Source organism: Pseudomonas sp. PSB18, from assembly GCF_014596565.1.
GTDB lineage: Bacteria > Pseudomonadota > Gammaproteobacteria > Pseudomonadales > Pseudomonadaceae > Aquipseudomonas.
On sequence record NZ_NOIN01000001.1, the window covers coordinates 233,561 to 255,652 of the forward strand.

At 63.6% G+C, this 22,092-nt stretch carries 19 protein-coding genes and 2 riboswitches; of the genes, 5 read left to right on the plus strand and 14 right to left on the minus strand.

The window, feature by feature from the left end; genetic code table 11:
• Positions 1 to 110: 110 nt before the first annotated feature.
• Positions 111 to 1,226: a PilT/PilU family type 4a pilus ATPase gene (locus CGA22_RS00905; protein WP_041022581.1), complete on the minus strand. Its 1,116-nt coding sequence runs from the start codon at positions 1,224 to 1,226 to the stop codon at positions 111 to 113.
• A 123-nt stretch (positions 1,227 to 1,349) separates the two neighbouring features.
• Between CGA22_RS00905 and CGA22_RS00910 the strand changes: the two genes are divergently transcribed.
• The gene (locus tag CGA22_RS00910) at positions 1,350 to 3,887 is read left to right on the plus strand and encodes a PAS domain-containing protein (RefSeq protein ID WP_041022580.1); all 2,538 of its coding nucleotides are present in this window, start codon (positions 1,350 to 1,352) and stop codon (positions 3,885 to 3,887) included.
• Positions 3,888 to 3,929: 42 nt separating this feature from the next.
• Positions 3,930 to 4,205 (plus strand): peptidylprolyl isomerase, encoded by a 276-nt coding sequence (locus tag CGA22_RS00915; RefSeq protein ID WP_003182808.1) that lies wholly within the window; start codon positions 3,930 to 3,932, stop codon positions 4,203 to 4,205.
• Positions 4,206 to 4,276: 71 nt separating this feature from the next.
• Here the strand turns inward: CGA22_RS00915 and CGA22_RS00920 are convergent, their stop codons facing one another.
• From CGA22_RS00920 to cobW, 13 genes are all read right to left on the minus strand, one after another.
• Positions 4,277 to 5,191, minus strand: coding sequence for a sugar kinase (locus CGA22_RS00920; protein ID WP_041022579.1), 915 nt, complete (start codon positions 5,189 to 5,191; stop codon positions 4,277 to 4,279).
• A 190-nt stretch (positions 5,192 to 5,381) separates the two neighbouring features.
• A complete protein-coding gene (locus CGA22_RS00925) occupies positions 5,382 to 6,599 on the minus strand; it encodes an amino acid deaminase (RefSeq protein WP_041022578.1) in 1,218 nt (405 codons plus the stop codon).
• Positions 6,600 to 6,638: 39 nt separating this feature from the next.
• Positions 6,639 to 7,403 carry an IclR family transcriptional regulator gene (locus CGA22_RS00930; protein ID WP_041022577.1) on the minus strand — a complete coding sequence of 255 codons (765 nt, stop codon included), beginning with the start codon at positions 7,401 to 7,403 and terminating at the stop codon, positions 6,639 to 6,641.
• A 134-nt stretch (positions 7,404 to 7,537) separates the two neighbouring features.
• Entirely contained in the window at positions 7,538 to 7,924 is a 387-nt protein-coding gene (locus CGA22_RS00935) for a RidA family protein (RefSeq protein WP_188258457.1), read from the minus strand.
• Between the two features lie 24 nt (positions 7,925 to 7,948).
• Positions 7,949 to 8,740, minus strand: a complete 792-nt coding sequence (locus CGA22_RS00940) for an amino acid ABC transporter ATP-binding protein (protein WP_041024416.1) — start codon at positions 8,738 to 8,740, stop codon at positions 7,949 to 7,951.
• The gene (locus CGA22_RS00945; RefSeq protein WP_041024415.1) at positions 8,737 to 9,399 is read right to left on the minus strand and encodes an amino acid ABC transporter permease; all 663 of its coding nucleotides are present in this window, start codon (positions 9,397 to 9,399) and stop codon (positions 8,737 to 8,739) included. The genes CGA22_RS00940 and CGA22_RS00945 overlap by 4 nt, the downstream gene beginning before the upstream one ends.
• A gap of 9 nt (positions 9,400 to 9,408) precedes the next feature.
• Positions 9,409 to 10,071, minus strand: a complete 663-nt coding sequence (locus CGA22_RS00950; RefSeq protein ID WP_041024414.1) for an amino acid ABC transporter permease — start codon at positions 10,069 to 10,071, stop codon at positions 9,409 to 9,411.
• A gap of 54 nt (positions 10,072 to 10,125) precedes the next feature.
• Positions 10,126 to 10,974: a transporter substrate-binding domain-containing protein gene (locus tag CGA22_RS00955; RefSeq protein WP_041024413.1), complete on the minus strand. Its 849-nt coding sequence runs from the start codon at positions 10,972 to 10,974 to the stop codon at positions 10,126 to 10,128.
• A 383-nt stretch (positions 10,975 to 11,357) separates the two neighbouring features.
• Positions 11,358 to 13,004, minus strand: coding sequence for a phospholipase D-like domain-containing protein (locus CGA22_RS00960; RefSeq protein WP_188258458.1), 1,647 nt, complete (start codon positions 13,002 to 13,004; stop codon positions 11,358 to 11,360).
• A gap of 194 nt (positions 13,005 to 13,198) precedes the next feature.
• Positions 13,199 to 13,810 carry a vWA domain-containing protein gene (locus tag CGA22_RS00965; RefSeq protein WP_177329264.1) on the minus strand — a complete coding sequence of 204 codons (612 nt, stop codon included), beginning with the start codon at positions 13,808 to 13,810 and terminating at the stop codon, positions 13,199 to 13,201.
• A gap of 53 nt (positions 13,811 to 13,863) precedes the next feature.
• Positions 13,864 to 14,868 (minus strand): ATP-binding protein, encoded by a 1,005-nt coding sequence (locus CGA22_RS00970; protein ID WP_041023446.1) that lies wholly within the window; start codon positions 14,866 to 14,868, stop codon positions 13,864 to 13,866.
• A 204-nt stretch (positions 14,869 to 15,072) separates the two neighbouring features.
• Positions 15,073 to 18,834, minus strand: coding sequence for a cobaltochelatase subunit CobN (gene cobN / locus CGA22_RS00975; protein ID WP_188258459.1), 3,762 nt, complete (start codon positions 18,832 to 18,834; stop codon positions 15,073 to 15,075).
• A gap of 3 nt (positions 18,835 to 18,837) precedes the next feature.
• Positions 18,838 to 19,902, minus strand: coding sequence for a cobalamin biosynthesis protein CobW (cobW, locus tag CGA22_RS00980; protein WP_041022747.1), 1,065 nt, complete (start codon positions 19,900 to 19,902; stop codon positions 18,838 to 18,840).
• A 97-nt stretch (positions 19,903 to 19,999) separates the two neighbouring features.
• Positions 20,000 to 20,214, minus strand: a riboswitch (cobalamin riboswitch).
• Positions 20,215 to 20,445: 231 nt separating this feature from the next.
• Positions 20,446 to 20,669, plus strand: a riboswitch (cobalamin riboswitch).
• A gap of 104 nt (positions 20,670 to 20,773) precedes the next feature.
• Here cobW and CGA22_RS00985 point away from each other — a divergent pair.
• The 3 genes from CGA22_RS00985 to CGA22_RS00995 are packed head-to-tail and all read left to right on the plus strand — an operon-like array spanning position 20,774 to position 22,082.
• Positions 20,774 to 20,962 (plus strand): CbtB domain-containing protein, encoded by a 189-nt coding sequence (locus CGA22_RS00985; protein ID WP_041022746.1) that lies wholly within the window; start codon positions 20,774 to 20,776, stop codon positions 20,960 to 20,962.
• An 11-nt stretch (positions 20,963 to 20,973) separates the two neighbouring features.
• A complete protein-coding gene (locus tag CGA22_RS00990; protein ID WP_041022745.1) occupies positions 20,974 to 21,681 on the plus strand; it encodes a CbtA family protein in 708 nt (235 codons plus the stop codon).
• On the plus strand, positions 21,678 to 22,082 hold the full coding sequence (locus CGA22_RS00995) for a cobalamin biosynthesis protein (protein ID WP_188258460.1): 405 nt from the start codon (positions 21,678 to 21,680) through the stop codon (positions 22,080 to 22,082). Before CGA22_RS00990 ends, CGA22_RS00995 begins: the two co-directional genes overlap by 4 nt.
• Positions 22,083 to 22,092 lie beyond the last annotated feature (10 nt).

Sequence of the window (22,092 nt, forward strand, 5' to 3'; positions counted from 1 at the left end):
CTAAATCCAGACACCTCGGTACATCAGATAGATTGTGTTGATTGCATTGGGGCTGCTCCGCAGCCCGGCGGGGATAAATCCCCTCGCCACAGGGAATGTGCCAAACCCCATCAATCCATCAACCCCCACTCCCCCGCCGCCGGATCGGCCGGGGGCGCGGCGCCCGACTCCGCATGCAGTTTCAACCGCAACCGCAGGTTGTTCGCCGAGTCGGCATTCTTCAGGGCCTCTTCCTCATCGAGCACCCCTTCCACCACCAGGTTGAACAGGGCCTGGTCAAAGGTCTGCATGCCCAGTTCTTCCGACTTCTCCATGATGCCCTTGAGTTCGCCCAGCTCGTTGCGCCGGATCAGGTCGGCCACCGTCGGCGAGCCGAGCATGACCTCAACCGCCGCCCGGCGCTGGCCGGTACGGGTGCGCACCAGGCGCTGGGACACGAATGCCTGGAGGTTGTTGCCCAAGTCACTCAACAGCTGTGGCCGGCGCTCTTCCGGGAAGAAGTTGATCACCCGGTCCAAGGCCTGATTGGCGTTGTGGGCATGCAAGGTGGAAATCACCAGATGCCCGGTGTCGGCAAAGGCCAGGGCGTGCTCCATGGTTTCCCGGTCGCGAATCTCGCCGATCAGCACCACATCCGGTGCCTGCCGCAAGGTGTTCTTGAGGGCGGCATGGAAACTGCGGGTGTCGACACCGACCTCCCGCTGGTTGATGATCGACTTCTTGTGCCGATGGATGTACTCCACCGGATCCTCGATGGTGATGATGTGGCCGCTGCTGTTGCGATTGCGATAATCGATCAATGCCGCCAGGGAGGTGGATTTGCCTGACCCCGTCGCGCCGACGAACAGCATCAGCCCCTGCTTCTGCATGATGGTGTCCAGCAGCACCTTGGGCAGTTTCAGGTCCTCGAATCGCGGTATGTCCAGCTTGACGTTGCGGATCACCATGGACACGTCATTGCGCTGCTTGAAGATATTGACCCGGAATCGCCCGACACCCGAGAGGGAAATGGCCAGGTTCATTTCCAATTCCCGATCGAACTCAAGGCGCTGTTCGGCGTCCATCAAAGACTCGGCGAGCCCGGCGATGTCACCGACCTTGAACGCCTGGTTGCCCAGGGGCTTGAGCACGCCCTCGAACTTGGCACACGGCGGTGCCCCGGTGGACAGGTAAAGATCGGAGCCTTCCTGGCTGGCCAGGATGCGTAACAAGGGATCGATTTCCATGGACTGAAACTTCCGCGAGACATCAATGAAACAAGCTGACCCGAGCACGTACCTCTGCAGACCAACCCGCGCTTACCTCCTTCAGAGGATAGTAGACGCGACACGACAACCAGGGATTCCGTGATGAACGCAACACCCGCCGGCAGCGGCATACAACGCCTGATCGACCGACTGGATTGGATCTCCAGCCCGCTGGGCGCTGCCGAAACCTGGCCCCAGAGCCTGCGCACCGCCGTGGACATCGTGCTGCACTCGCCGATGCCTATGGCTTTGCTGTGGGGGCCGCAACTGATCCATTTCTACAACGACGCCTTTTCCCGCCTGGCCGGCGACAAGCATCCCCAGGCGTTCGGCCAGCCGACCCATACGGCATGGCCCGAACTCAAAAGCCTGACCGAGCCGATTTATCACAACGTGTTGCAAGGCCGCACCCACAGCAGCCGCGACCAACAATGGCGCCTGCCCTTTGCCGGTCGCCTCTGCGATCTCTGGCTGGACCTGACCTATAGCCCCGTGCGTGACGAAAGCGGCGCCGTGACCGGCATCCTGATCACGGCCATCGAGACCAGCGAGCGGCGACGCCTGGCCCTGGAGTTCGAACGCCGTTCCGAAGCCAGCCTCAAGGCTCAGCAGGAAAGCGAAGAACGCCTGCAACTGGCCCTGGCGGCAGCCGATACGCTGGGCACCTGGGACTGGGACATCAGCGAAGACCGCTTCACTGCCGATGCGCATTTCGCCCTGTTGCACGGTGTCGATCCCAGTTTGTCGCGGCAGTTGCCCATCAGTGCCTACCTCGAAGGCGTACATCCCGAGGACAGAGCGATGGTCGCCCGCAGCATCAAGCATTGCATCACCCACGGCACCGAATATGCCGAGGAGTATCGCCTGCTGCAGCCCGACGGCGAACTGCGCTGGGTGTTCGTGCGCGGTCGCTGCTACAAGGATCGCCATGGTCGGCCCAAGCGCTTTCTCGGCGCGGCCCTGGACCTGACCGAGCGCAAGCGCACCGAACAGGCCCTGCGCCAGAGCCAGACCGAGCTGCAACTGATCATCAACGCCATGCCGATCCTCATCAGCTACGTGGACCACGAGGAACGTTTTCGCCTGAACAACAGCGCCTACCTGGACTGGTTCGGGCTGACCCCGCAGGAACTCTATGGCAAGACCATTCGCGAAGTGATCGGCGAGGAAGGCTATGCGGCTCGCGCCGAACAGATTGCCGCGGCCCTGGCGGGCAAGCCGTGCAGCTTCGCCGTCCAATCGGACCACCGCGACGGCCGGCCGCGACATGCGCTGACCAACTACCTGCCTCGCCACGGCGCGGACGGCGCGGTGAATGGTTTCTATATCTTTGTGATCGACGAAACCGAGCGCAAGAAAACCGAGGAGGCCCTGCGCAACCTCAACGAAACCCTGGAAGAACGGGTTATCGCCCGCACCCAGCAACTGGCCGAAGCCAACCACCGCTTGCAAAACGAGATGTTCGAACGCGAGCGCGCAGAGGAAGCCTTGCGCCATGCCCAGAAAATGGAAGCCGTGGGCCAGCTCACCGGGGGCATCGCCCATGACTTCAACAACATGCTCACCGGTATCCTCGGCAGCCTGGACCTGATGCAGCGCTACATCGCCAACGGCCGCGTCGACGAGATCGGACGCTTTACCGAAGCGGCGGTGTCATCGGCCAACCGCGCCGCGGCCCTGACTCATCGGCTATTGGCCTTCTCCCGGCGCCAGTCCCTGGATCGCAAACCGCTGGACGCCAACAGCCTGGTGCTGTCCCTGGAAGACCTGCTGAGTCGTACCACGGGTGATCACATCGCGCTGCGGCTGCAACTGGCCGATGAGCTTTGGCCCGTCAGCACCGATGCCAGCCAGTTGGAAAACGCTTTGCTCAACCTGGTGATCAACGCGCGGGATGCCATGCCCGACGGCGGCGAACTCACCATCGAAACCGCCAATATCTACCTCGACGGCAGCGACATCAGCACCCTGGAACCGGTCAAGCCCGGGGATTACGTGATGATTGCCGTCAGCGACAACGGCAGCGGCATGACCCCGTCCGTGCTGGCCAAGGCCTTCGACCCGTTCTTCACCACCAAGCCCATCGGCCAGGGCACCGGCCTGGGATTGTCGATGATCTATGGGTTTGCCCAACAGTCAGGTGGGTTGCTGAACCTGGACAGCGTACCGGGCCAGGGCACACGGGTGCAGTTGTACCTGCCGCGGCTGCGGGTAGCGCCCGTCGAACAACCGACACAAGCCACGACCGTGGAGGCTCCGGCCGCGATCGAAGGAGAAACCGTCTTGCTGGTGGAAGACGAGCCGGCGGTGCGGATGCTGGTGCTCGATCTGTTGCAGACGCTGGGGTACACCGCCCTTGAAGCCGAAGACGCCAAGACCGCCCTGCCGCTGCTGGAGTCCAACCAGCGCATCGACCTGCTGGTCACCGACGTCGGCCTGCCCGGCATGAATGGCCGGCAACTGGCGGAAATCGCCCGCCAGCATCGACCCGATCTGAAGGTGCTGTTCATGACCGGCTATGCGCAAAAAGCCGCCGAACGCCAGGGTTTCCTCGAACAGGGCATGGACATGGTCGCCAAGCCTTTCGCCCTCGATCTGCTGGCGAACAAGATTCGGACGATGATCAACCATGTCTCCTGAGTTGAGGCATAATCGTCCCCTTTTGTTCAGGTCAGCGCCGCGATGAAAGCCCAAGCCCGCCATATCCTGGTGAAAACCGCCGAAGAAGCCGAACAGCTCAAGCAACGCATCGCCAAGGGCGAAGCGTTCGATGTGCTGGCAAAGAAATACTCCACCTGCCCCTCCGGCAAACGCGGCGGCGACCTGGGTGAAGTGCGGCCGGGGCAGATGGTCGGGGTGATCGATGCGGTGATCTTCAAGAAGCCCCTGCGGGTGGTGCATGGGCCGATCAAGAGCAAGTTCGGATATCACCTGGTGCAGGTGTTTTATCGGGATTGATATCGGGCCCAACGCAGATCAAATGTGGGAGCGAGCCTGCTCGCTCCCACATGAGGTTCTGTGGTGGGTCGCTATCGGGGAATCAACGCCCCCGGCACCTGGATCACCCGGCTCGCCAACAGATGCCCGGCCTCGGCGGCCTCCACCGGGTTTCCGCCCATCAAGCGGCGCGCCAGGTAGGCTGCGCTGAACGAATCCCCCGCCGCCGTGGTGTCCACCACCCGTTCGACCCGCTGGCCCGGCACTTCATACGACTGGCCAGCGCACCGGATCAGGCATGCCTCGGCACCGCGCTTGAGGACCACTTCCGGGGTGCCAAGCTGTTCGTAGGCGGCGAATACCGCTTCGCTGTCGGCATGACCGAACAACGCCTGCTCGTCGTCCACCGTCAGCAATGCCAGCTCCACATAAGGCAATACACTGCGATAGGCCGCGCGTGCAGCGTCGACCGAGGCCCAGAGCCTTGGCCGATAGTTGTTGTCGAAGACCACCTGGGCGCCTCGCCGACGCGCCTCGATCAAGGTTTCGATAAGTTTGCCGCGCCCCTGCTCGCCCAGCACCGCCAGGGTGATGCCACTGAAATACAGCACATCGTAATCCGGCAATGCCGCCAGGATCGGCGTCGCGGCCGGCGTGGTGAAGCAATCGCGCACCGCCGCTTCGTTGCGCCAGTACAGGAACCGTCGCTCACCGGCCGCATCGGTCTGGATGCAATACAATCCGGGCAAGCGGCCGGGCAAACGCTGGACCCGTTCCAGGCCGATGTTCTCCTCGGCCCAGCTCTGACACATGGCATCACTGAAACTGTCATCGCCCAAGGCCGTGACGTAATCCACCGATGCCCTGTCGCCCAAGGCGCGGGACACGTACACCGCCGTGTTCAAGGTGTCGCCGCCAAAGCTCTGTTGCAGGCTGCCGTCGGCGCGTTGCTGCAGTTCGATCATGCACTCGCCGATCAGGGCGATGCGGGGTTTCGGGTTGCTCATGGGGTGATCCTGATGATTCTATGGTGTCGAGCAGGCCGCCATCGCGGGCAAGCCTTGCTCCCATAGGTCCTGCTCCCACAAGCCTGTTGGAGCAAGACCTATGGGAGCAAGACCTGTGGGAGCAGGTCCTGTTGGAGCAAGACCTGTGGGAGCAAGGCTTGCCCGCGATAGGCGCAACTCAGTTTCAAGCCTAGAAACAAGTCTCCATGCTTTCGATCACCCGCAACTGCTCATCCACCAGGCACCCCACCCGCCACTTGTCGAAGGTCAGGCACGGATGGGAAGTGCCGAACGCAATGATGTCGCCGATCCGCAACTCAACTCCCGGTGCCACCGTCATGAACGCATGCTGGTCCATCACCGCCGTCACTTTGCAGCCGCTTACATCGTCACCGGCTACCTCATCAGATCCAGGCTTGTAGCGCTTGAGCGGCACCGGCAGCCCGGCGTCGTAGGCCACGTCGCGCTTGCCCAGGGCGATGACCGCAAAACCCGGCTCCGGCAGTGATTGCACATGGGCCCAGACCTCCAGCGCCGGCTGCAGGCCTTCGTGCAGGTCGTTGCGTCGTTCCAGTACGCAGCACTGGGCCTCCTTGTAGATGCCATGGTCGTGGGCCACATAGCTGCCGGGACGCAGCACGCTGAGGAAACGCCCGTGGGCATTGCGGGCCTCGAAGGATTCGGCGATCAGGTCGTACCAGGCCGACCCCGAGGCCGTGATGATCGGTTTATCGAGGGCAAACGCGCCGCTGTCCTGTAACTGCACCGCCAACCCCACCAAAGACGCCGCGAACGCACGGATACCGCTGACGGCGTGGTCACCGTGGATCACCCCTTCGTAGCCTTCGATACCGGTCAGGGCCAGCGCCGGTTGCGCCCGGATCGCCTCGGCCAGGGCCAGCACTTCGGCCTCGCTCCGGCACCCGCAACGACCACCGACCACGCCGTACTCGATCATCACGTTCAGCCGCGCACCGCGGGATGCGAAGAACTCGCCCAGGTCGGCGACGTTGTCCGGATGATCGACCATGCAATGGAATTCGAATGTCGGGTCGGCCAGCAGATCGGCGATCAGCGCCATGTTCGGCGTGCCCACCAATTGGTTGGCCATCAGCACCCGCCGCACACCGTGAGCGTAAGCGGCACGGGTTTGCACGGCGGTGGCAAGGGTCAGGCCCCAGGCGCCGGCATCGAGTTGCCGGCGGAACAGCGCCGGGGTCATGCTGGTCTTGCCGTGGGGCGCCAGCTCGGCACCGCTGTTGCTGACGAACTGTTGCATCCAGCGAATGTTGTGTTCCAGCGCTTCACGATGCAGCACCAGCGCCGGCAGGCTGACGTCGCGCAACAGGTGAGCGCCGACAATGGCGGCGCCCTTCTCTACGGCAGCGTCCTGAATGGCAGAAGACATGGTCGAACTCCTCTCGCGGTCGCGGGTGACCGCTATTGTCTATTCATTGATGCGCCGGGCCAGGTTGTTGGCGCTGTCGATCAGCACCCGGCGGTAATCGGCGTAATTGTTCTTGGCATCGGCCCGGGGGGCGACGATGCACAGGGTCGCAATGGCCACGCCGTTGGGGTCTTTGACCGGTGCGGCGAAGCAGTGGGTGAAGGTGTCGGCGACGCTGTCGAAGGAGAAGAAACCATCGAGGCCGGCCTGGCGGATCTCCTTGAGAAACTGCTCCACCGGCAGGCGCTCGCCGTCCGGCAGGATGAAGTCGTCGGGGTCGATCAGGTCGACGATCTGCTGGTCGCTCAGATGCGCCAGCAGCAGGCGGCCGGAGGCGGTCCAGGGGATAGGCGCGTTTTCACCGATGTCCGATGAAATGCGAAAATGCCGCTCGCCCTCCTTCATCAGTGCCACCGTGTATTTGCGCCCGTTGAGCAGGCACATCTGCGCGGTTTCCCGGGTCTGGCGGACGATCTCCTGCAAGGCGTGATCGGCCTCGCGGCTCAAATCGAAATGCCGCAGGTGCGCCTGCCCGAGAAAGTACAACTGGCGGCCCAGGTAGACGTGGCCGTCCTTGCCCACCGGCTCGAGGATGCGCCGCTCCAGCAGCGATGCCACCAGTTCATAGACCGTGGACTTGGGGCTGCCGATGCCGCTGGCAATGTCGTTCGGGCGCAGCGGCTGGCCGATCTCCTTGAGGAAATCGAGGATATCGAACGCCCGATCCAGTCCCCGGGCCCGGCGTTTGATAGTGTCTTCGGTCATGTCTTGGGTTCCCATTCAGTTGGCCGCGAGTGTAACCAGACAGCGGTGGCGTCTGGTAGATCGCTATCGCGGGCAAGCCTTGCTCCCACAGGCACAGCTTGATCTTGTGGGAGCAAGGCTTGCCCGCGATGGCCTCACTTTTTCTTGTAGGCCACGCAATCGATCTCGACCTTGCAATCCACCATCATGCTCGCCTGCACACAGGCCCGGGCCGGGGCGTGTTCGGGGCTGAAGTATTCGCCGAATACCTTGTTGAAACTCCAGAAGTCCCGAGGGTCATCCAGCCACACACCACAGCGCACCACGTCCTTGAGCTCGTAGCCGGCCTCTTCGAGAATGGCGATCACGTTCTTCATGGTCTGGTGGGTCTGCTCGACAATCCCGCCGGCGACGATCTCGCCGTTCACCGCCGGCACTTGTCCGGACACGTGCAACCAGCCATCGGCCTCGACGGCGCGGGCAAAGGGCCGTGGCTGGCCGCCGCCTGCGGTGCTGCCGGTACCGTAGCGCTTGATGCTCATGAGTGGTTCTCCTTGTTCAATGGATTAAAAACGAGTGTTCTTGAGAAATTCCGCCAGGCGCGGTGACTGCGGCCGCTCGAACAGTTCCTTCGGCGGACCCTGCTCTTCGATGCGGCCCTGGTTCATGAAGACGATTTTGTCGGAAACCTCGAAGGCAAAGCGCATTTCGTGGGTCACCAGCAACATGGTCATGCCGTCTTCGGCCAGCCCCTTGATCACGTTCAGCACCTCACCCACCAGCTCCGGATCGAGGGCCGAGGTGACTTCGTCGAACAGCATCAGGCTGGGGTTCATGGCAATTGCCCGGGCAATCGCCACCCGCTGCTGCTGGCCACCGGACAACTGACCGGGGAAGTGATTGCGGCGTTCCAGCAGGCCGACCCGCTCCAGCCACTTCTCGGCCAGGGCCACCGCTTCGTCCTTGGGCAGCTTCTTCACCTTGAGCAGGCCCAGGGTGACGTTCTGCAACGCGCTCAGGTGGGGAAACAGGTTGAATTGCTGAAACGCCATGCCGGTCATCGCACGATGCCGGGCGATGACTTTCTCGGGATGGCGCACGCGCTTGCCATCGACCTCGTCGTAACCGATGGACTCGCCGTCGAGCAGTATCCGCCCGCCCTGGAATTCTTCCAGCATGTTCACGCAGCGCAGCAGTGTGGTCTTGCCCGAACCGCTGGAACCGATCAGCGTGACGACGTTGCCGCGCTGCATGCTCAGGTCGACGCCCTTGAGCACTTCCAGTGGGCCGTATTGTTTGCGCAGGCCGCGAATGTCGAGCAGCGGCTGGGCGTTGGAGGGGGTCGAAACGTCAGTCATGGCAAGGCCACCCGCTTTTCAATGTGCCGCCCGAGCAATTCGATGGCGTAATTGATGATGAAAAAGAGAAACCCGGCGAACAGGTAGAACTCCAGGGTCATGAAGGTCCGGGCGATGATCTGCTGGGTGCTGAGCAGCAGCTCGGCGACACCGATCACCGACAGCAAGGTCGAGGCCTTGACGATCTCGGTGGAGGAATTGACCCAGGTCGGCAGGATCTGCCGCAATGCCTGGGGCAACAGTACGTAACCCAGGGCCTGGAAGAACGTCAGGCCGATGGCCTGGCTGGCTTCCATCTGCCCTCGGGGCAGCGCTTGCAAGGCACCGCGCACGATCTCGGCCACGTGGGAACCACAGAACAGCGTCAGGCCCAGGACACCGGCCTGGAACGCGCCGATCTGCCAACCCAGCGCCGGAGCCATGTAGAAGCAGGCCAGCACCAGCACGAACACCGGCGTGCCGCGAATCAGGTCGACATAGAAGCGAAACGGCGCGCGCATCCAGGTGCGGCCGTAGGTCAGCACCAGCCCGGCAACCAGGCCAATCAAGGTGCCCAGAAAAATCGCCAGCACCGAACACTGCACACTGGTCAGAAAACCGGCCCAGAGCGTATCCCGGGCAACCCATAGCTCATGCAACCAACTGGGGGATTCGTACATGGGACGCTCCTAACGGCGAATCGCCAGGCGCTGCTCGAAATACCGCAGCAGCATGGCAATGAGATAACAGGCCGCGACATACAGGGCCGTGGTCACCAGCCAGGTTTCGATCACCCGGTAGCTCTCCACGTTGATCTTGCGGGCGTAATAGGTCAGCTCCGGCACGGCAATCGCCGCCGCCAGGGAGGTGTCCTTGAACAGCGAAATGAAGTTGTTCGACAAGGCCGGCAGCACGTTGCGCAGCATCACCGGCACGGTGACATAGGCTTTCACTTGCCACTCGCCCAGGCCAATCGCCAGGCCCGCTTCCCGCTGGCCCTTGTGGATGCTCATCAACCCACCGCGGAACACTTCGGTCAGGTAGGCCCCGGCGTACAACGACAAGGTGATGACAAACGACGGCAGCTTGTCCAGGCGAATGCCGAGGCTCGGCAAGGCGAAGTAGATCAACAGGATCAGCACCAGGATCGGCGTATTGCGGATCACCGTGACGTACACCGACGCCAGCACCCGCAATACGCGGTGCTTGCTGAGCAGCGCGAAAGCCATGGCCAGGCCGATCACGCAACCGATGGCGATCGACACCAGTGCCAGGCCGAGTCCCAGGCCAAGCCCCGCCAGCAAGGTGTCGAAATCGCGCCAGACAGCGGCAAAGTTCAACTGATAGTTCATGGTCGGCAGTACCTTCGACGGGGCGCCCGCATGGGGCGCCCCGGGCTCACGGGATCATTTGAACTCAACGGGGAACCCGATGGCCGGCGACGGCAGCTCGACGCCAAACCACTGTTTGAACGACGCAGCGTAGGTGGGGAACTCCACGCCGGTCATGGCTTCATGCAGGGTGGTGTTGACGAAGTTCAGCCAATCCTGGTCGCCGCGCTTGACCGCACAGGCATAGGTTTGCGGGCTCCAGGCATACGCCGGGCTGCGATAGCGGCCAGGGTTCTGCACCATCAGGTACTTGACCGAGGACTGATCGGTTGCGGCGGCATCGGCGCGGCCAGAGTTCACCGCCTGGTACATCAGGTCGACGCTGTCGTACTGGTCGACCTTGGCCTTGGGCAGCGCCTGGTGCACCAATTCTTCGGCATAGACGTTCTGCAACACCGCGACGGTAACGCCATCGCCGGCAGCCTTCAGGTCGTCGATTTCCTTGTACTTGCTGTTGGCTGTCAACAGCAGGCCTACGCCTTCGCGGTAGTACGGCAAGGTAAAGGCTACTTGCTGGGCACGGCTGGCGGTCACGGTGATGAACTGGCAGCTCATGTCCACCTTGTCGGTCAGCAGGTTGGGAATCCGCGCATCGGAAGACTGCACCACGAACTCGACTTTCGTCGGATCGTTGAACAGGCCCTTGGCGACCATCCGTGCGATGTCGATATCAAACCCTTGCAACTTGCCATCCGCTCCCTGGAAGTGCCACGGCGCGTTGGTGCTGCCCGTGCCCACGATCAATTTCCCCCGTTGCAGCACGCTGTCCAGCTTGCTGTCGGCCGCCTGAGCGACACCCATGGCAGCCGTCGTGGCCGCGAAGAGAAAAACACACGCTTTGAACAAGGAAGGTCGGCGATGCATGGCAAGCACTCCAGGATGAGTTTATTCCGCTATACCGGAACATGGTATGTAACAACGGAATAGACAGCAGAAAGTGTGCCACAGGCTTGAGACCCATGGGTGACGAAAATGGAAAGTGAATGGAATCAGGGAGATGGAGAAATCGGCCACGCGTGGATGACTCGGGACGTGATCCCGAGACTGCTACCGTTGGCTACGAGGCGCGGGTAGCAAGGCCCCAAACCGGTGCCGCATGCCCTCTGTGGGAGCGAGCCTGCTCGCGATAGCGGTGGGTCAGTTGGAATTGAGGCTGAATGTGAAGCCGTCTTCGCGAGCAGGCTCGCTCCCACAAGGGTCGGCGGTGCCGGGACTACTTGCGCTTGTAGCAATAATTGCCGCTGCCGCTAGCGCCCGCAAAACCTCACCCTCGACAACATCCGCAGGTCCCCGTCGCGGTAATAGTCATCGCTCCAGCTGTCATCCACCGCCAGCGGCTTGACCTGTTTGAGCGCGAGCTTCCTGGCGAAATAACGAAAGCGGTAATGCTCGTAGAAACGCAGCAGTTCCAACCCATAGCGGTCGGCCAGGTCGGTGTCGCCCTGGATGATCAGGTAGTTCTCGTCGTTATTGCTGCTGGCGGCGGCGCTGAGGTTGTGACTGCCGCTGATGATGGTCGGCGTGTCGCTGGTGAAGTCGGTGACGATGGCTTTGGTGTGCACCAGCAGGTTGCCCTTCTGGCCTTTCATGTTTTCCCTGAGCCAGCCTTCCAGCCCGGTGTTGAGCAACGCGGTGGCGGCGAATTCGGCGGTGCGGTCGGCATGGAATCCGGTGATGCGGCTGGTGGTGTTTTGCAGGCCATAGCGCAGGACGTCGTCATGGGGCTGGCCAAGCAAGGCGTCGAGGATCCGGTCGGGCAGGACGAAGGCGGTAACGAACAGCAGATCCTTGCGGGCGGCATTGATGATCTCGACGAAGCGCTCCAGATCGCCCTCTCCGGTGCGCGGCGAGAACCCGACGAACAACCGTTGCTGCGGGTCCATGGGGTTGCTCTGAGTCAGCCACTGGCGGGTGGCATCGACGTCCTGGGGTGCGGCCCAGATCTGCTCGAACACCTGGCGATAGCTGTCGCTCACCCGAGGGTCGTCCAGCACATGAACGACATTGGCCTGGCGGTAGACACCGTTGGCGGTGAAATTGGTGCTGCCGCAGAGCACGGCCTCGGGATGCGACGCACCGCTGCCATCGACCTTGCTCAAGACGATGAACTTGTCGTGGAAGATGCCTTGGGTCACCCGTCCCCGCTTGTTGGCCGGCGGCAGTTTTTCCAGGCTGGCTTCGTTGCGCAGTGTGGTGTCGTCGCCCGGCTCGGCGTGGTACAGCACCCGCACCTGCGCGCCGCGGGCGAATGCGGCATTCACCGCATCGACGATCACCGGCAGTTCGTACTCGTAGATGGCAACATCCAGGGCCCAGGTGGCATCCAATGCCCGGTCGATGAAGCCGGTCAGGCGTCCCAGCAGGCCGTTCTCCAGCCAGCGCCGCGGCGCATCGGGCCAATCGTCGATGGACAGGTTCCGGTTGGCACTGATCAACGCATCCAGTTCGGGGAACTTGCGCTGGAACGCCTGGCTGGCGGCCACGGCACGATTGAAGATCACTCGCTGGTTGGCCGGCTGGCCGTTATCGCTGGTGACCGTGACCTCCAGGGACTCTCCCAACTGCGGCGCATCGGGACTGCCGTAGGCCAAGTGCACACGGTAATGAATGGTCATACCGGGATTGACGGCGTAATCGGCCCAGCGAAATTTCTGCAAAGGCGCCTTGTCGCTGGGCGTGGCATGGAACTCGGGAAAGGTGTGGGCCTTGTCGGGGAACGTCAGGCTGTTGAACAGGAATAGCCAGGGCTTGTCACCCTGCTGTTTCTCGATGGCAAATCCCAGCAGGCCCTTGCGCCGCGGTTCGGCCAGGTCCATGGCGAGCAACACGCCATTGGTGCCGGCATACGCCTTGACCCGGAAATCGTCCTGGGGATTGGTGACGAGTATGCGCATGGTTCACTCCTGTGAAGTTGCCTCAGCATAGAACAGGGATCCGTCTGGGGGTGGGCAGATCGGGGACCGAGGCGATGCTATCGCGAGCAGGCTCGCTCCCACAGGGGGTTGTGGCGTAGATCTATCATGTATTCACAGCGCATCTCATGTGGGAGCGAGCCTGCTCGCGATGGGGCCCGTCCAAGCAACGGATATCAGTCAGATACCCCATCATCGATATACCGATACTCAGCCCCCAATTGCTCCGCCAACTGCCGGGCCCGGCCCAGGCGGATCGGGCCTCGCTCGATGTCGATCAACAGACACGGGCAATCGAGCGGCGGCAGCGGCGAGCCCTCCTTCACCCGTCCATCCGTCATCAGCAACACCCTCTGCTGCTCCGCCGGGTAGCGTTTGCGCCGGGCGACCAACCAATGACCGGCCTCCTGCAGCGCCGCCAGCAACGGCGTACCACCACCGGCGCCCAGCCCCTCGAGCCAGTCCCGCAACCCGGCCGAGGCCTTGAGACCTTGCACCTGCCAATTCGGAACACTGCCGCTGGCCGTCAGCAGCGCTAACCGGGCGCGTTGCCGGTAGGCATCGTCGAACAGCTGCGCCAGCAGGCCCTTGCCATCGCTCAAGGCCCGATGACGACGGGTCGAGGCCGACGCATCGACGATCACCAGCCAGAGTTCATGGGGCGAGCGATGACGGGCCTGCCAGCGCAGGTCTTCACGCAGGCGCGGGCGACCGTTCAACAAGGTGCCCGGCCAATTCACCACGCCGCTGGCCGCGGCTTTGCTACGACCCTGGCGTCCCTGCTGCAACGGCCCCGCACGGGGTCTGGCATTCTCCCCCGCGGCCGAACGGGGGCGAATGCCTAGGGCTTTTTTGGCCAGCTCGGCACTTCACGCCGGGCACCGGTCGGTAGCGCCTGGGCCGGCAAGTCGCCCCATTGGCCCTGGCCTTCGTTTGGCTCGGCGGCTCTTTCGCCAGCCGAAGGGGCCTGGGACGGTGAAGGTGCCGGGGCTGAGTGCTCGCGCCGACGGTGACGCAAGGCAAACTCGGCGACCGCATCGATGTCCTCGGCGGCGATAACCGGCGCCCCGCGCCAGGCGGCATGGGCCCGTGCGGCGCGCAACCAGACCAGGTCGGCACGCAAGCCATCGACACCGGCGGCAAAGCAGCGCTCGGTGATCTGCGCCAGGGCCTGATCGTCCAGGGGAATCTGTGACAAACGCTCGCGAGCGTTCTGGCAGCGTTCGCGCAGTTGGCCCTGGGCCGACGCCCATTGCGCGCAAAACGCCACGGGATCACTGTCGAAATCCAGCCGCCGCCGAATGATCTGCCCACGCTCGGCCGGTGCGGTATGACCGTCGAGGGCCACATTCAGCCCAAACCGGTCGAGCAGTTGCGGGCGCAACTCGCCCTCTTCCGGGTTCATGGTGCCGATCAGCACGAAACGCGCCGGATGCCGATGGGAGATACCGTCGCGCTCGATCAGGTTGGTGCCGCTGGCGGCGACGTCCAGCAGCAGGTCCACCAGGTGATCCGGCAGCAGGTTCACTTCATCGACGTACAATACGCCACCGTCGGCCTTGGCCAGCACACCGGGGGAGAACTGCGCGCGCCCTTCTCCCAGGGCAGCGTCCAGATCGAGGGTGCCTACCAGCCGCTCTTCGGTGGCGCCCAGAGGCAAGGTGACGAACTGACCGCTGGCCAGCAAGTCCGCCAGCCCCCTGGCCAGGGTCGACTTGGCCATGCCGCGAGGCCCTTCGATCAGCACGCCGCCAATTTTCGGATCGATGGCGGCCAGGCACAGCGCCAGTTTCAGGTCATCGGCGCCGACCACGGCGGAGAGTGGGAAATGAGGGGTGTCGGTCATCGTGAGTTCTCGGGAGTGGTCGGTAAGTTCAGTTTGAACACAGCTCTGTGCCAAGGGGATTTATCCCCACACTGTGGGAGCAAAGCTTGCTCGCGAAAAGACGCCTCGATTTCTGAAGGACCGCACCGCCTGTATCGCGGGCAAGCCTTGCTCCCACAGACGACCTTGGCACAGGTTCTGGGCATGGCCAACTGATGGTACCCATCAACCATCTTCTTCAATGTCGAGCAACAGATTCTCCAGCGCCTCGCGATACGCTCCCGGCGCCTGCCACATCCCCCGCTGCTGGGCTTCCAGCATGCGCTCGGTCATGTCCCGCAAGGCATCGGGGTTGTGTTGGCGGACGAAGTCCCGGGTGTCCGGGTCGAGGAGGTAGGCATCGGCCAGCAAGGCGTACTGGTGATCGTCGATCAGTTGCGTCGTGGCGTCGAAAGCGAACAGGTTGTCCACCGTCGCCGCCAGTTCGAACGCGCCCTTGTAACCGTGACGCTTGACCCCGTCGATCCACTTCGGGTTGGCCGCCCGGGAACGGATGACGCGGTTGAGCTCTTCCTTGAGGGTGCGGATCCGGGGCAGGTCGGGTTGGCTGTGATCGCCGTGGTAGCTGGCCGCGGCGGTTCCACCGAGGGTCTCCACCGCCGCCAGCATACCGCCCTGGAACTGGTAGTAATCGTTGGAATCGAGCAGGTCGTGCTCGCGGTTGTCCTGGTTCTGCAACACCGCTTGTACCTGGCTCAAGCGCCGGGAAAACTGATCTCGCGCAGCGGTGCCTTCATCTGCGCCGCCGTAGGCGTAGCCGCCCCAGTTCAGGTACACCTCGGCCAGGTCTTCGCGGCTCTGCCACAGGCGACCGTCGATGGCGCCCTGCACGCCCGCGCCATAAGCACCGGGCTTGGCGCCGAAGATCCGCCAGCCGGCCTGGCGGGCAGCCGCGTCCGCCTCAAGGCCCGACGCCAGCAAAGCCTCTCGTTCGCTCCGCACCTTGGCCGCCAGGGGGTTCATGTCTTCCGGCTCGTCGAGCGCGGCAACGGCCTGCACCGCCGCATCGAACAGCCGGATCAGGTTGGCGAAGGCGTCCCGGAAGAACCCCGATACCCGCAACGTCACATCGACCCGGGGCCGATCCAACAGGCTCAGCGGCAGGATCTCGAAGTCATCCACCCGTTGGCTGCCCGTGGCCCATACCGGGCGCACGCCCATCAGCGCCATGGCCTGGGCGATGTCATCGCCGCCGGTGCGCATGGTGGCGGTGCCCCACACCGACAGGCCGAGCTGGCGCAGGTGATCGCCGTGATCCTGCAAGTGCCGCTCCAGAATCAGGTTCGCCGACTGGAAACCGATGCGCCACGCCGTGGTGGTGGGCAGGTTGCGTACGTCCACCGAGAAGAAGTTGCGTCCGGTGGGCAACACGTCCAGGCGCCCACGACTCGGCGCACCGCTGGGGCCCGCCGGCACGAAGCGTCCGCTCAAGGCATCGAGCAGGCCGCGCATTTCCGCCGGGCCACAGGCATCCAGGCGCGGGGCCACGACGGAGCGCAGGCTCTCGATGATGCTGCTCACGTCCTGCCAACCCGGCGCTTCCAATTGCTCGACCCTGCCTTCCAAGGCCTGCTCGATCAAGCTTGCCGCAAACAGCTCCAGGCGCTCGCGGGTATCGCCGGCGGTACGCCAGGGCTCATCGCTGACCCGCCGCAACGCCTCGGGACAGTCGCCGGCCCACGGCTCGGCCAAGGCGCAATCCAACGGATCGAAGCCCAGCCCGAACGCCTTCGACAGCGCTCGCAACAGGCTCGACTGCGCACCCTTGCCATCGCCCCGGGGAATGCGCAACAACGCCAGCAAGGTGTCGATGCGCAGCCGTCCGCTGGGCGACTCGCCAAAAATGTGCAGACCGTCGCGGATCTGCGACTCCTTCAGATCGCACAGGTAGGTGTCCAGGCGCGGCAGCCAGATCGCCGCATCGGCGTCGGCATCCAATTGCAGCTCGCGATCGATGTGGGTTTCGCGCACCAGGTTCAGGATGTCCCGCTGCAGCTCCCGGGCACGGCGCGGGTCCAGCAGTTGTGCCTCGTAATACTCGTCGGCCAGCAACTCGAGGTTACGCAACGGTCCGTAGGTTTCGGCGCGGGTCAGCGGCGGCATCAGGTGGTCGATGATCACGGCCTGGGTACGCCGCTTGGCCTGGGCACCCTCGCCCGGGTCGTTGACGATGAACGGATAGATATTCGGCAGCGGTCCCAGCAACGCATCCGGCCAACAGCTTTCCGACAACCCGACGCCTTTGCCGGGCAGCCATTCGAGGTTGCCATGTTTGCCGACGTGGATCACGCAATGGGCACCATAGGTATGGCGCAACCAGAAATAGAACGCCAGGTAGCCATGGGGCGGCACCAGGTCCGGGTCGTGATAGACCGCACTCGGGTCAACCTGATACCCCCGGGCCGGTTGGATGCCGACGAACGTCAGGCCCAGGCGCAGGCCGGCGATCATCAGGCGACCGGCGCGGAACATCGGATCCGTCTCGGGCGCGCCCCAGCGCTCCAGCACCGCCTGGCGATTGGCCTCGGGCAGGGCGTCGAACATGGCCCGGTAAGCCTCCAGCGCCAGGCTTTGGTGGCACGGGCGCAGGTCGAGGCTGTCCAGGTCGTTGCTGACCCCGCCCAGCAACTGCTGGATCAGCGCGGTGCCACTGGCAGGCAGTTCGGCGGGCAGCGGATAGCCCTCGTCCCGCATGGCGCGCAGGATGTTCAATGCCGCCGCCGGGGTATCCAGGCCGACGCCGTTGCCGATGCGTCCATCCCGGGTCGGGTAGTTGGCGAGGATCAGCGCCACGCGCTTTTGCTCGTTGGGCAGGCGCGCCAGTGCGGTCCAGCGCCGGGTCAGGTGCGCAACGAAATCCATGCGCTCGGGCACCGCCCGGTAGCAGACCACGTCACTCTGGCTGCGCTCGCTGCGCCAAGCCATGTCCTTGAAGCTGATGGGGCGACTGATGATCCGCCCGTCCAGCTCCGGCAAGGCGATGTGCATCGCCAGGTCCCGCGGGCCCAGACCCTGCTCGCTGGCACGCCAACCGGGTTCGTTGTCCTGGGCGCAGATCGCCTGGATCACCGGAATGTCGCGACGAAACGGCCGCAAGTGCGGCGCTTCCGGGCTCGACTGGGCAAACCCGGTGGTGTTGAGGATCACCCCGGCCTCGACCTCGTCCAGCCAGTCTTCAACCTGCACCAGACAACCAGGCTCCTTGAGGCTCGCCACCGCTATCGGCAACGGATTGAGCCCGGCCACTTGCAACCGCTGGCAGAACATATCGATGAACGCCGTGTTCGCCGCTTGCAGGTGGGAACGGTAGAACAGCACCGCCGCCACGGGTTGATCGGCCTGCCAGTCAGCTCGCCAGTCGTCGAGGCTGGCACCGGTTTTTTGCGGATGGTAGATCGCCGTGCGTGGCAGGGTCTGCGGTTCAGCCCAGGGGTAGTCGCGCCCGAACCATTGACTGCCGAGGTTGTGAAACAGGTCCAGGGCATTGCCCAGCCCACCCTGGCGCAAAAACTGCCACAGCCGGTCGCGGTCAGCGGCGGGCACGTTGCTCAAGTCGCTGAGTTCCGGGTCCGGACGGTCGTCCCCCGGCACCAGGATCAATGTCACTCCGCGTCCGGCCAACTCCAGCAAGCGCTCGATGCCGTAGCGCCAATAGCCGATACCGCCGTGCAGCGACAACAGGATGACCTTGGCGTGACGCAGCACGTCCTCAACGTAAAGGTCCACCGAAGCATGGTTCTGCACCTGCATCGGGTTGGCGAGGCGAAACTGCGGATAGTCGTCCGGCAACTGACGCGCGGCTTCGGCCAGCAGCGCCAGGCTGGAGTCGCCGCTGCACAGGATCACCAGCTCGGCGGGGGTTTGCCCCAGGTCGGCAATATTGTCGTCCGAAACGAAACCGCCGGGCTGGGTCCTGAGCAGGTGCATGGCTTAGACGCTGAGGGCGGCGCGCAGCTGCGCTTCGAGCAGCCCGGCATCCAGCGCCTGGCCGATCAACACCAGACGCGTCACCCGCGCTTCGTCAGCGCCCCACTGGCGGTCGAAATGCTTGTCGAAACGCGTACCGACCCCTTGGATCAACAGGCGCATCGGCTTGTTCGGGATCGCCGCGAAACCCTTGACCCGCAGCACGCCGTGCTGGACCACCAACTGGGTCAGCGCGTCCAGCAGCAAGCTTTCGTCAGCCTGGGGCAGTTCGATGGAAATGGAATCGAAGGCGTCATGATCGTGGTCATCCTCGTCGCCGTCATGGTGGTGGTCGTGATGGCTGTGGCGACTGTCGATGTGTTCTTCGGAACCGGCACCCAGGCCGATCAGCACCTCCAGCGGCAGGCGACCGTTGCTGGCTTCGATGACCTTGACCGCCGGTGGCAGTTCTTCGACCACTTCAAGACGGACTTTCGCCAGGTCTTCCGGGCTGATCAGGTCGGCTTTGTTGAGGATCACCAGGTCGGCGCTCGCCAACTGATCGGCGAACAGTTCGTGCAGCGGCGATTCGTGGTCCAGGTTCGGGTCGAGCTTGCGCTGGGCATCGACCTGGTCGGGGAAAGCGGCGAAGGTACCGGCGGCCACGGCCGGGCTATCGACCACGGTGATCACCGCGTCGACGGTGCAGGCACTGCGGATTTCCGGCCACTGGAAGGCCTGGACCAACGGCTTAGGCAAGGCCAGGCCGGATGTTTCGATGAGGATATGGTCGAGGTCGCCACGTCGGGCCACCAGCTCGCGCATCACCGGGAAGAACTCTTCCTGCACGGTGCAGCACAGGCAGCCGTTGGCCAGTTCATAGACGCGACCGCTGGCTTCTTCTTCGGTGCAACCGATGGAGCACTGCTTGAGGATCTCGCCGTCGATGCCCAGCTCACCGAACTCGTTGACGATCACCGCGATACGCCGGCCCTGGGCGTTGTCGAGCATGTGCCGCAGCAACGTGGTCTTACCCGAACCGAGGAAACCGGTAACGATAGTGACGGGAAGTTTGGCCAGTGTTTTCATCGGATGCCCTTTGGCAAGATGGCGGGCAAACGGGACGACAACCGCAGGCACAGGCGTGCACGGAAGATTTCGCCACCGGATCACCCCGCCCGGTTGTAGTGAGAATCTGTTTCGAGGCAGGTCTCCTGGCTGACGGCGGGCCGATCCCGGCTTTCATGGAAAGCCCTGGCAATTCCTGCGCCTTCCCGTGCGGCATGCACAGTGGCCTGGCAGGAACGTCACCGTTCACAGTTGCGGGGGCAGCCGCGGCTTGGACCGCGTTCCCTTCTTAGCTTCGGCGCAAACCGAAGAACCTCGAAGGCGCAAGGCTACGCAGGGTGTGCGGGCGGGTCAATGTCTGCAAGCAGGCTCAAGGACAACTCATACCGTGGGAGCAAGGCTTGCCCGCGACAAACGATGACGCGGTTTGCTCCATAGCCCCGCGTCGTCTGGATCGCGAGCAAGCTTTGCTCCCACGGTAGGGTGTTCCCACATCAGATCCAGTTGCTGACAATTGACGCCCCACCCTGCCCCATGCTCTCCTGTGCACGGTCTGTGTCGCTACACAGACCATTTGTTACGGGTGCCCTTCACAGGGTGAAACGGGAAACCGGTGAATCGTGTGCTTTACTTCAAGGCCACGTCAGTCCGGTGCTGCCCCCGCAACGGTAAGCGAGCGAAGCGTCAGATCCACTGTGCCTCATGGCATGGGAAGGTGACGCTTGCAGGCAAGGCCAAGGCCCTGCCCCTCGTGAGCCCGGAGACCGGCCCGTAATTCAAACATCAACAAACCCGCGGTGGGCGGGCGCTGTTCGAATCCTGACGGGCTTTTGCCCGGGGTTTCATTGCGCTCGAGTACCCACTGGCCAAGACAAGAACAGAGGGAAGCGCCATGTCGACCATCAGCACCACCGCCCGCACCGCCAGCAGCACCACGACCCTGAGCCAGCGCCTGAGCGCGGCGATCCTCGCCTCGATCCTGGGTGCAGGCCTGGTCTATTTCGCCGGTTTCTCCCACATCGAAGCGGTGCACAACGCGGCCCACGACACCCGCCACAGCGCCGCCTTCCCGTGCCATTGAGACCTGCCGACATGATCAAGCGTATCGCGCAAACCGCCGGGTTCAGTGGTTTGCTGGCCGCCCTGCTGCTGACCCTTCTGCAAAGCCTATGGGTTTCGCCACTGATCCTGCAGGCCGAAACCTACGAAAAAGCCCCGGCCGCCGAAACCCCTGTCGAGGCCCATCAGCATGCCGACGGCGTCGCCCATACCCATGATGCCGAAGCCTGGGAGCCCGAAGATGGCTGGCAACGCGTGCTGTCCACCACCGGCGGCAATCTGGTCGTCGCTGTAGGTTTCGCCCTGATGCTGGCGGGCCTGTACACCTTGCGCGCCCCCACCCGCACCTCCCAGGGCCTGCTCTGGGGCCTGGCCGGTTATGCCACCTTCGTCCTCGCGCCAACCCTTGGCCTGCCGCCGGAACTGCCCGGCACCGCTGCGGCCGACCTGGCTCAACGGCAAATGTGGTGGATCGGCACCGCGGCGTCGACGGCCGTGGGCATCGCCCTGATCGCGTTCGGCAGGCATTGGCTGCTCAAGCTGCTGGGCGTGGCGACTTTACTGGTGCCTCATGTCATCGGCGCACCGCAACCGGAAGTCCACTCGATGCTGGCGCCCGAAGCCCTTGAAAGCCAATTCAAGATCGCCTCGCAATTGACCAACGTCGCGTTCTGGCTGGCCCTGGGCCTGATCAGCGCCTGGCTGTTCCGCCGCGACGGCCAAGCTCACCACGAGGCATGAGTAACGGGCAGGTGCTGGTCGTCGGCCTGGGCTGCCAGCGCGGTTGCCCGGCCAGTGTGTTGCGGGCGCTGCTGGATGAGACGCTGCTGACCCATGGCATCGCGCTTGAAGAGGTGACAGCCCTGGCCAGTATCGACCTGAAGCGTGACGAACCGGGCCTGTTGGAACTGGCGGGGCAACTGGCCCTGCCACTGACATTCTTCAGTGCCGGACAGTTGGCGGGTTACCTGGGACGCCTCAGCCACCGCTCGCAGATCGCTTTCGAGCGCACGGGTTGCTACGGCATCGCCGAAAGCGCGGCACTGGCCCTCGCCGAACAATTGGGGAAAACGACCGCCACCTTGCGGATTTCCCGTCAGAAGCGCGCCCACGCCACCCTGGCATTGGCGGTCGCCTCGTAAAACCCGATAA